Annotated in this window: 11 protein-coding genes; 7 read left to right on the forward strand and 4 right to left on the reverse strand. The window is 47.1% G+C overall.

The window, feature by feature from the left end:
• The 3 genes from ACTHMC_RS05275 to ACTHMC_RS05285 all read left to right on the forward strand — a co-directional run.
• Positions 1-628 (forward strand): helix-turn-helix domain-containing protein (locus ACTHMC_RS05275; protein ID WP_440411485.1); only part of this gene is annotated, 628 nt, incomplete at its 5' end.
• Positions 629-734: 106 nt separating this feature from the next.
• On the forward strand, positions 735-1,856 hold the full coding sequence (locus tag ACTHMC_RS05280; protein ID WP_440411487.1) for a hypothetical protein: 1,122 nt from the start codon (positions 735-737) through the stop codon (positions 1,854-1,856).
• Positions 1,857-2,002: 146 nt separating this feature from the next.
• Positions 2,003-2,212, forward strand: a complete 210-nt coding sequence (locus ACTHMC_RS05285) for a hypothetical protein (RefSeq protein WP_440411488.1) — start codon at positions 2,003-2,005, stop codon at positions 2,210-2,212.
• A 70-nt stretch (positions 2,213-2,282) separates the two neighbouring features.
• Here ACTHMC_RS05285 and ACTHMC_RS05290 read toward each other — a convergent pair whose 3' ends face one another.
• Complete coding sequence (locus ACTHMC_RS05290) at positions 2,283-2,849, reverse strand: dihydrofolate reductase family protein (RefSeq protein ID WP_440411489.1); 567 nt, start codon at positions 2,847-2,849, stop codon at positions 2,283-2,285.
• A 94-nt stretch (positions 2,850-2,943) separates the two neighbouring features.
• Positions 2,944-3,687, reverse strand: a complete 744-nt coding sequence (locus tag ACTHMC_RS05295; RefSeq protein WP_440411491.1) for an SDR family oxidoreductase — start codon at positions 3,685-3,687, stop codon at positions 2,944-2,946.
• Positions 3,688-3,759: 72 nt separating this feature from the next.
• Here ACTHMC_RS05295 and ACTHMC_RS05300 point away from each other — a divergent pair, with 72 nt between their 5' ends.
• Positions 3,760-4,107, forward strand: a complete 348-nt coding sequence (locus ACTHMC_RS05300) for a winged helix-turn-helix transcriptional regulator (RefSeq protein WP_440411492.1) — start codon at positions 3,760-3,762, stop codon at positions 4,105-4,107.
• A 2-nt stretch (positions 4,108-4,109) separates the two neighbouring features.
• Positions 4,110-4,352, forward strand: coding sequence for a methionine biosynthesis protein MetW (locus ACTHMC_RS05305; protein WP_440411493.1), 243 nt, complete (start codon positions 4,110-4,112; stop codon positions 4,350-4,352).
• Positions 4,353-4,457: 105 nt separating this feature from the next.
• Here the strand turns inward: ACTHMC_RS05305 and ACTHMC_RS05310 are convergent, their stop codons facing one another.
• Positions 4,458-5,390, reverse strand: coding sequence for an AraC family transcriptional regulator (locus ACTHMC_RS05310; RefSeq protein ID WP_440411495.1), 933 nt, complete (start codon positions 5,388-5,390; stop codon positions 4,458-4,460).
• A gap of 151 nt (positions 5,391-5,541) precedes the next feature.
• On the opposite strand from ACTHMC_RS05310, the gene ACTHMC_RS05315 reads away from it, so the two are divergent.
• Both ACTHMC_RS05315 and ACTHMC_RS05320 read left to right on the forward strand, forming a co-directional pair.
• Positions 5,542-7,074, forward strand: a complete 1,533-nt coding sequence (locus ACTHMC_RS05315; RefSeq protein ID WP_440411497.1) for an aldehyde dehydrogenase family protein — start codon at positions 5,542-5,544, stop codon at positions 7,072-7,074.
• A gap of 15 nt (positions 7,075-7,089) precedes the next feature.
• Complete coding sequence (locus ACTHMC_RS05320; RefSeq protein ID WP_440411499.1) at positions 7,090-7,467, forward strand: DUF779 domain-containing protein; 378 nt, start codon at positions 7,090-7,092, stop codon at positions 7,465-7,467.
• A gap of 224 nt (positions 7,468-7,691) precedes the next feature.
• On the opposite strand, the gene ACTHMC_RS05325 is transcribed toward ACTHMC_RS05320, so the two are convergent.
• Positions 7,692-8,972, reverse strand: a complete 1,281-nt coding sequence (locus ACTHMC_RS05325; RefSeq protein ID WP_440411500.1) for a hypothetical protein — start codon at positions 8,970-8,972, stop codon at positions 7,692-7,694.
• Positions 8,973-8,993 lie beyond the last annotated feature (21 nt).

Below are 8,993 nucleotides of genomic sequence, written 5' to 3' on the forward strand. Positions count from 1 at the left end.
TGATCAATCTGGTTATACCTTGCTTTTCCACCCGGATTTCTTACTGGGTTATGAACTCACTAAGAAAATTAAAACGTACGGCTTCTTTTCCTATTCCAGCAATGAAGCATTGCATCTGTCCGAGAAAGAAAAAACCACAATTATTACTGTTTTCGAGAGTATCGAAGAAGAACTAAAAGGCAGAATCGATAATTTCAGTCAGGACGTTGTGATTTCCCAGATTGAATTGCTGCTCAATTATGCCAACCGGTTCTACAGCCGGCAATTCATTACCCGGAAAGCCGTAAGCAGCGATTTGCTTCAAAAAGTAGAAGATACTTTACGCGTATATTTCCAGTCACCACACAAACAAACTCACGGGCTTCCAACTGTACAATACCTCGCCACACAACTAAACGTCAGCGCCAGTTATTTAAGTGATATGCTACGATCACTTACCGGGCAAAACGCACAACAGCACATACATAACCACCTGATCGAAAAAGCAAAAGAACAATTATCGACAACACAGGCCACGATAAGCGAGATCGCATATGAACTAGGATTTGAACATCCCCCTTCCTTTAGTAAACTATTTAAGCTGAAGACCAATATGTCGCCTTTGGATTTCAGGCGGTCTTTTAATTAGAACGTATCCGCGCACAAACTAGTCGAGCTCCTGTTATAAAGCGCCATTTTTCTTTCCCCAACTTTTATAATACATTGTATATTTATGTTCACCATTAAATCGATCCATGGAGTCCGTTACCCTGGAAAAAATAAAAGCCAGTAAACAGCAGATCATAGACCAGATGTATGCAGAGCTTGAGAATACTCCCCTGGAAGACAGGTTTTATTCAAGCAGCAATATCGAATCCGCCTCTGCTGATCTTGATACATACATTAAAAGGCTTTCGCAAAAAAGCGACAGTGAAAGCATTGCAAAGTCCATCAAATGGATATTTCAGGCGCTTTCCACTTTCGGGCAGGAAGACGAGAGCCCCGAGTACCTTTGGGGGTTTATCTACAATGGATACACGAAGGAGCTCACTGAATTCATCCTGAACACGGCCTTTGCATTCGGCCTGGAAAAAGGAAATCCGAAAACGATCAAGCCAACTATTATCCACCTCAAACATAATCCGCATTCGACAGACAGGTTCAGGGTGTATATCGGCACCACATCCAATAACGGCGTCTTGCTGAATTACAATCTGAGAAGCTCCCAATTTGAATATCTCGAGAATATTTACGGAGAAAGATATGGGCTGCCGGTTTTCGATCTTACAATCAATAAAGATAGTTCTGAACTTTCATTCGATGTACTGGCATCCGGTGTTTACAAGACCATTATATTAAAGGCAGTACAGCCAACTGATAATATCCTGTTCACTGCCATTCACGTGCTACACACAAGTGAACAATTGGAGAAAGATGCGCCGCCGGATCATTGCAGTCTGGAACTGGAGCTCACCGAAGGGGTGTTAACGAGACTCACCACCATGAACTATGATGCCAATAACCGTATCATCAATATGTTCACGAAAGGTACCGGCATAAAGGTATTTGTACAGAAAATCGATGCGAACGGCTGCTTCCAGAGCAGTGATAATATGGCTGATCATCCGGAGATCGTGGCTGAGAAGTTCGTGATCGTGGACGCAGTGCCGGATTGGAAATACTATGAGATAGAAGACCTGGCGATGCAAAACGATATCATTACTGTTAGAACAGGATCACAGCGCTTCGAATACGAGAATGATGAACGGAATAAAGTGATTGCCCATGAAACGGAAGCCAGGACCATCAGTTATCCCATCAGATCCTATGACTTCATGACAGCGCTGCTCCATGGGCTGTTGGCTTCAAGAAAATAACCCCGGCGCAGGACGTTGGCAACCATATTATCATATGAGACCTTCCTAAAATGTTCGACAATGGCCTAATCGGGGGCACGACAAATACAGATCCGCACAAAGGCGATCCTGGTTATTTTTGCCAGCTTCCATAAACGAACTGACGTATGAAGATTACGATAATGGATCTTATCGTTTTTGTACCTGTGGAAGTGCCGGACCTGATAACCGGATCGCAGAATGAGCATCCGGAGCTCAGAAGCGAAGTCAACGAGTTGCTGTACGAATGGATCAGCGATCTGGGTTTAGAAGCAGTTGAAGTCAGGGGAGCATTACGGGACCGCAGCAAGCAGGTGCTCGCTAAAATTTCACGCTGATCATTCTTCTCCGTTTTTCAGAATCAGTTTTTTCAAGATAAAAAGAACCTGCACGATGGTACAGGTCCTTTTATGCAGGGCGGTACGTATTCAATACTTTGCCTGTCTTAAAAGTGATGGAGTTTTCCAGGTCCAGAATTATCTTATCATTGAAGATCGGCATGCCTTTTCCAATAGCTACCGGATTGACGATCAGATTATATTCATCGATCAGGTTCAGACTGATCAGTGAGCTCACAAACTCCGCGCCGCCATAAACAATAATATCCTTTCCTGGTTGTTCTTTCAAATGCTGTACAACCGTTGCCAGATCCCCATTTTCGACTTCCAGGTTCCTGCCTTTGATCTCTTTTTGTGTTCTACTGAATACGATCTTGCGCATATTCACCAAATGTTGGCCCAGTGGATATTCCGGGCTGTCAGGTTGATTGTCCGCTACATTCTCCCAGTGATTGATGAACCCGCTGGTCATTTTGCGGCCCAACAGGAGCGTATCACTGCTGGTTGCCAGTTCAATTACTTTCTGAAGTCCGGCAGGATCTTTTTTACCGGGTATCCACATCCAGTCTGTCTTTCCATCCGGACTGGCTATAAAGCCGTCGAGCGTAATATTAACCTGGAGCTTTAACTTTCGCATAATGATCGTTTTTTTAATGGCTAAAGCATAAAGTTAGAACGGATACCTGTTTTTAAAAGGGTATGAATGCGCCAAATTGAAGGCGGATTGCGGCCTACAAGGTCAAACCTCCATCCAGTACAAACTCTGACCCGGTAATAAAACTTGCCGCCTCACTGCTCAGGTAAACCACCATCTTCGCTACATTTTCCGCGGAGCCCATCTTCTTCAACGGAATCTTATTAGTGAGATCGGCCCGGATCTGCGTCAGGGTTTCTTTATTCAGTCCCATCTTGTTCATCACTTCAGTTTCAGTAGGGCCGGGGCTCACCATGTTCACCCTGATCTTCCTGGCCGCCAGTTCATTCGCGGCTGTCTTTGAAATGGAATTCAAGGCAGCCTTGCTGGCCTGGTATACGGAACTGTTACTGTTATGCATGCTGGCCACAATAGAAGAAAGCATTACCACAGAAGCCCCATCGTTCAGCACCGGAATGAATTTCTGCAGGGTAAAATAAGCGCCCCTGAAATTGATGTTCATCACATTATCGAAATTCTCCACTTTAGTGAATTCAATAGGTCCCATATCTCCCACAATGCCTGCATTGATAAACAGGATATCCACTGTTCCATATTGATTGCGCACATACTCAGCCAGATTCTCAATGTCTTCCAGGATCGACTGATCCGCTACAAATGCAATAGCGCCCAGTTCCGTTGCGGCGGCTTCAATGGCATCTTTCCTTCTTCCAGTGATCAACACTGTTGCTCCTTCCCGGATCAGCTCCTTTGCAGTGGCATAACCGATCCCGCTATTCCCGCCGGTCACAACCGCCAGCTTATTCTCAAATCTTTTCATGGTGTAATTATTTACAGCAAAGTTAGCGGCATATGGTATACATTTGTAACCAGTATAATAAAGTATACCACTATGGCAGCTACCAGGAATCATTCGGAAGAATATCAGGCCCTGCAGGACACGCTTTATGTGATCGGAGGAAAATGGAGAATTCCCATCATCAATTCCATCTGCAACGGGAACAAAAAATTTCGCGAAATCGAGCGAAGTATACCCGGCATCACCCGGAGGATGTTATCCCTGGAGCTGAAGGACATGGAGCTCAATAAGCTGGTGAAACGAACTGTGTATGCGGGTCCTCCCGTACAGATAGAATACGAAAGCACAGAGTATTGCAAATCCTTCGGAGGCATCATCATGGAAATGATAAAGTGGGGAAGGGAACATAAAAAACTGATCACCAAAAAGAAAAACAAATAAATATGAAGCAGTCTGATCCCATCAGAGCATCCTGGGAAGCCAATGCTGCCAATTGGATAGAAACCATCGCCAACAACGAAATCGAATCCAGGGTGCTGGTCACCAATGAAGCCATCGTGCAGGCTGTGCTTGCTGTTGCACCTGCTTCTGTACTCGATATCGGATGTGGCGAAAGTTGGCTGACCCACCTCTTGCGCAGCAAAGGCATTGAAGCATATGGTGTGGATGCGGTGGCGTCGCTGTGAAATTATTTATGGAAGCGGGACTGACCATCCGGGCCATCCGCGAGCCGTTGCATCCTTCCACTCAAAAACCAGCCTCACTGATATTCACACTGCAGTTGAAATAATTCAGGAAGCCGCAGGTATGATACAGTCCTGGTACGCTTTGGGCGTAATGCCTTCCGTTTTCCTGAACAACCGGATAAAATAATTCACGTCGCTGAACCCGCATTGCGAGCCTACAGAGCGGATACTGTTTCCGGGTTGGGCCAGCAACTGCTTCGCCAGTTTGATCCGCTCATTATTGATGTAATCAAGCGGAGTGATGCCAAACTGCTCCTTGAACCATTTGAAGAAAACATTCCTGCTCAGGTACACCTGGCGGCTCAGCGCATCCACCGCAATCTTTTCAGTGAGGTGCTCATTGATATAGTTCAGCACGAAATGAGTTCTGCCCTGGTTGGGGCGCGTGCTGCTCTCAATGGAAACCTGCTTCATATGCTGACTCTGCATGAGACGGATCAGCAATTCTTTCAGCGTAAGATCGGCAAAGATGTCTTTTGCCTTATCGCCTCCGCTGCATACGCGGATCAGCTTATTGATGAGCTCGGATATTTCTGTGTCGTTGGCAAAATGGTACTGGTTGAATTGCAATTTCCAGTGGTGGTTCTCTTCCCCGCTATTGTAATAATGATTCATGAAATTGACAGTGTCTTTCACATAACCCGCATCCAGGGCCAGGGCCACACATTGGGTGGGAGCTTCTGCAGACGCGTCCGGAAAATCTATCACCATGGCTTCATTGGCAGGAACGATCAGTGTTTCCCCGGGAAGGTAATCAAAAGCGGGTTCATCAAAAAGATGCATGATCTTCTTTCCCCGCACCATGCTGGTGATCACAAAATCTGAGAACGTAAGGGGGATATGATAAGCTGACTGATGCGTTTCAAAAACATTGAACTCACAACGGTTCAGGTTGAAGATCCGGCGGCTTTCCACAAGCGTCTGCAACTGGCCCGGGCTGGTGAGATCGATCTTGTTGAGGAAGTGTTTTGCAGGCATCGGTAGCTATTATACTAACAATTTACACAAAAATGAAATATATGCCTTCATAAAAAGTACGATCGTGCTATTAAAAAAGACAAAAGTGAGTGCATTTCCATTTTTAAAAGTTGAAATTCAAACCTAATATCTAACGATTCAAACTTTCATTATGAGTGCCTCAACAACAACAGCCCCCAAGGCTGACGTGGCCGCCAGGCCATCATTCAAAGAAAAATATGATCATTATATCGGTGGGGAATGGATTGCGCCTTCAGGCGGGGAGTATTTCGACAATATCTCTCCTCTTGATGGAAAAGTGTTCACCCGGGCTGCCCGGGGCAATGCAAGGGATATCGACAAAGCGATCGATGCCGCTACCGAAGCATTCAAATCATGGAGCAAAACGGCGGCAGGTTACCGCAGTAACCTGTTATTGCAAATCGCCCAGGTGATTGAGCAGAACCTGGAGTACCTGGCTATAGTAGAGACCATCGACAATGGAAAAGCGATCCGTGAGACCAGGGCAGCCGATCTTCCCCTGGTGATCGACCATTTCCGGTATTATGCCGGCGTGATCAGGAGCGAAGAAGGGACGGTTAGCGAGTTGGATGACACTACTGTGAGCATCAACCTGCATGAACCGATCGGTGTGGTTGGACAGATCATACCCTGGAATTTTCCATTGTTGATGGCAGCCTGGAAAATTGCACCGGCCCTCGCTGCCGGATGCACCGTAGTGGTGAAGCCTGCCGAGCAAACGCCCACCAGCATTATGGTGCTGATGGAGTTGATCGGACATATCCTGCCCAAAGGTGTCCTCAACATCGTTACCGGTTTTGGTATCGAAGCGGGCAAACCACTGGCATCTTCACCACGTGTGAACAAAGTAGCGTTCACGGGAGAGACCACCACAGGAAGACTGATCATGCAGTACGCTTCTGAAAACCTTATTCCTGTTACCATGGAACTGGGGGGCAAGAGCCCTAATATCTTCTTTGAATCGGTAGCCAGTGCAGATGATGAGTTCTTTGATAAAGCAGTGGAAGGTGCCGTGATGTTTGCGCTCAACCAGGGAGAGGTCTGCACCTGTCCGTCCCGGATACTGGTGCACGAGAATATCTTTGATAAATTCATGAACAGGGTAGTGCAGCGTACCAACGCCATCAAACTGGGTAATCCGCTGGATGGCTCGGTAATGATGGGCGCGCAGGCCAGCGAAGACCAGTACAACAAGATCCTGAGCTATTTCGATATCGGCAGACAGGAAGGTGCTGAAGTATTATGCGGGGGGGAAGCATATCACCAGAACAGCGGCCTCGAACATGGATATTATATCAAGCCCACCATCTTCAAAGGACATAATAAAATGCGCATTTTCCAGGAAGAGATTTTCGGTCCGGTTACATCCGTTACCACTTTCAAATCCACGGAAGAAGCCATTTCCATCGCCAATGATACTTTGTATGGATTGGGTGCAGGCGTATGGACGCGCGACGCCCATGAGCTTTACCAGGTGCCAAGGGCCATCCAGGCCGGCAGGGTGTGGGTGAACTGTTATCATGCCTATCCTGCGCATGCCCCTTTCGGCGGATACAAGAAATCCGGATTCGGAAGGGAAACACATAAGATGATGCTGAACCATTACCGGCAGACCAAGAATATGCTGGTGAGTTACAGCAAACAGAAACTCGGATTCTTCTAATGAAAAACCATCTATATGCCTGTTCCAAGAATTGTAGCAACAGACAGGGCCATGGAACTTATAGACAATCTAAGGGAACAGCACGGACCACTGATGTTCCACCAGAGCGGCGGTTGCTGTGATGGCAGCCAGCCTATGTGCTTTCAGGTGGGCGAGTTCAAAACAGGCGGAAGTGATATCTGCCTCGGCACAGTGCACGGATGTGAATTTTATATGAGCGCGGATCAGTACGAATACTGGAAACATACTCAATTGATGTTGGACGTTACTCCGGGAAGAGGGAGCAGTTTTTCACTGGAAATCCCGCTGGGTGTAAGGTTTTACATCCTGAGCAGGATCTTTACGGCAGAAGAGCAGGAAAACCTGACGCCTGTGCCGGCCTCGGTTGTGTAAAGGATCTTTCCGTTGATTCAGAATCGTTGCATTGTGGTGCATGTACAGCATGCTGAAAAGGTGATCCGGAATTCCGGACGCCCTTTTACTTTTAAGCAATACAATTCCTTCCCTCATTGCGGGCAATGAAAGTGATTATCGGACAAAACAGATCCGCTCCGGCTAAACCAGAGAATAATCAGGCCTTATGGTAGTGTAAATTTTTATTTCATATTGAATACTGCTTACATTCTGATAAGTGAAATGGTTTTTGATCTTTCCGTGCTTCCCTGGAAATTCAGCAGGTACTGACCACTGGCCAGTCCATCGAGTTCCAGCTCCATTTTGTTGTCGCCTTTCTGTACAAACAGGTTCTTTTTCCGTAGCACGCGTCCGCTGTTATCCATCATGATCAGCGTTCCCTGTTGCTGTCGGTCCGCACCTACTACTATAACGGCCGTGGACAAGCGAACAGGATTACTCTGCAGCGAAAGTTCAAGTCCTCCGTGCAACGCCTGCACTCTCACAATGGAAGAATAGCCGGTACTTCCATCATTGTCGAGGATCTTCAACCTGAAAAAAGTTTCCCCCTGCAATGGTATACTGCTTATATAAGCAGCAGCACGCCCTGTTGCACGGATCTCTTTTACCGCTACAAAATTCCTGGTGTCGGTACTTTGTTCGATGATGAAACTCTTTACATTTTCTTCGGAACTGGTTTTCCAGTTCAGCTCAGCCTGATCGTTTTTGCGGGTTACTGTAAAACCGCTGAGCGTTACAGGCAATACCACGAGGCAACTGGTACAGGGGTACTGTACTGTGGTGGAGCCCGCTACATTGGAAGCCGGACTGGAAGCCCCGTTCTGCCTGCAGAGGGTCATACCGGCACTGTTGGAAAGCCTGGCATTGCCGGTAAGGCTGCCACTGAATCTGACACAGGCATTGCCGGAAGGAACTGAAATGAAATTGGCGGGGTTGTTCCTGAAGTTAGCGGCATTCAATTGCGCGCCCGGACCCATACACATGGAACCGCCAGAGTTGACAGTTACATCGCGGAAATTCATCGTTCCGTTATTCACGTAAGTTCCGCTGTTGATGGTGAAACTGCTGGCATCCACATTGAAAATGGCTCCTGGTGCATTGTACACCGTACCACCCATTGTGAAATTGCCGGTAAATGTGATGGTTCCGTAGTTGTAGATCTGGTGGTTGTTACCCATGTTGGCATTGCCAATGATGGTTAACGAGGCGCCAGCGTTGATGATGATCGTGCCGCCATTCCAGTTCATACTTGCGATGGTTGCATTTCCGCAAATGATCAACCGTCCGCCATTGTTGAAGTTGATGCTGCCGTAAGTGCCTCCGGCCGGGCCCACATAGCGGGTTTGACCATTGGTAATATTAGCACTGCTGCTCAGGGGTGTACCTGTGCATGGGGTTGCCGGTACCGCAGGGGCGGCACATTGGGGCAGGGCCTTATATCCCGTGCAGACGCACAGGAGCAAGACCCATAGTTTTCTACTCATTGTTTAAAGGGTTTAGGAAAA

It is taken from the genome of Pseudobacter sp. (genome assembly GCF_051955275.1).
Classification (GTDB): Bacteria; Bacteroidota; Bacteroidia; order Chitinophagales; family Chitinophagaceae; genus Pseudobacter.

Excerpts from the sequence above, each read along its gene's own strand:
- ACTHMC_RS05280 (WP_440411487.1), top strand. The coding sequence starts at position 735 with ATGGAGTCCGTTACCCTGGAAAAAATAAAAGCCAGTAAACAGCAGATC.
- ACTHMC_RS05285 (WP_440411488.1), top strand. The coding sequence starts at position 2,003 with ATGAAGATTACGATAATGGATCTTATCGTTTTTGTACCTGTGGAAGTG.
- ACTHMC_RS05290 (WP_440411489.1), bottom strand. The coding sequence starts at position 2,849 with ATGCGAAAGTTAAAGCTCCAGGTTAATATTACGCTCGACGGCTTTATA.
- ACTHMC_RS05295 (WP_440411491.1), bottom strand. The coding sequence starts at position 3,687 with ATGAAAAGATTTGAGAATAAGCTGGCGGTTGTGACCGGCGGGAATAGC.
- ACTHMC_RS05300 (WP_440411492.1), top strand. The coding sequence starts at position 3,760 with ATGGCAGCTACCAGGAATCATTCGGAAGAATATCAGGCCCTGCAGGAC.
- ACTHMC_RS05305 (WP_440411493.1), top strand. The coding sequence starts at position 4,110 with ATGAAGCAGTCTGATCCCATCAGAGCATCCTGGGAAGCCAATGCTGCC.
- ACTHMC_RS05310 (WP_440411495.1), bottom strand. The coding sequence starts at position 5,390 with ATGCCTGCAAAACACTTCCTCAACAAGATCGATCTCACCAGCCCGGGC.
- ACTHMC_RS05315 (WP_440411497.1), top strand. The coding sequence starts at position 5,542 with ATGAGTGCCTCAACAACAACAGCCCCCAAGGCTGACGTGGCCGCCAGG.
- ACTHMC_RS05320 (WP_440411499.1), top strand. The coding sequence starts at position 7,090 with ATGCCTGTTCCAAGAATTGTAGCAACAGACAGGGCCATGGAACTTATA.
- ACTHMC_RS05325 (WP_440411500.1), bottom strand. The coding sequence starts at position 8,972 with ATGAGTAGAAAACTATGGGTCTTGCTCCTGTGCGTCTGCACGGGATAT.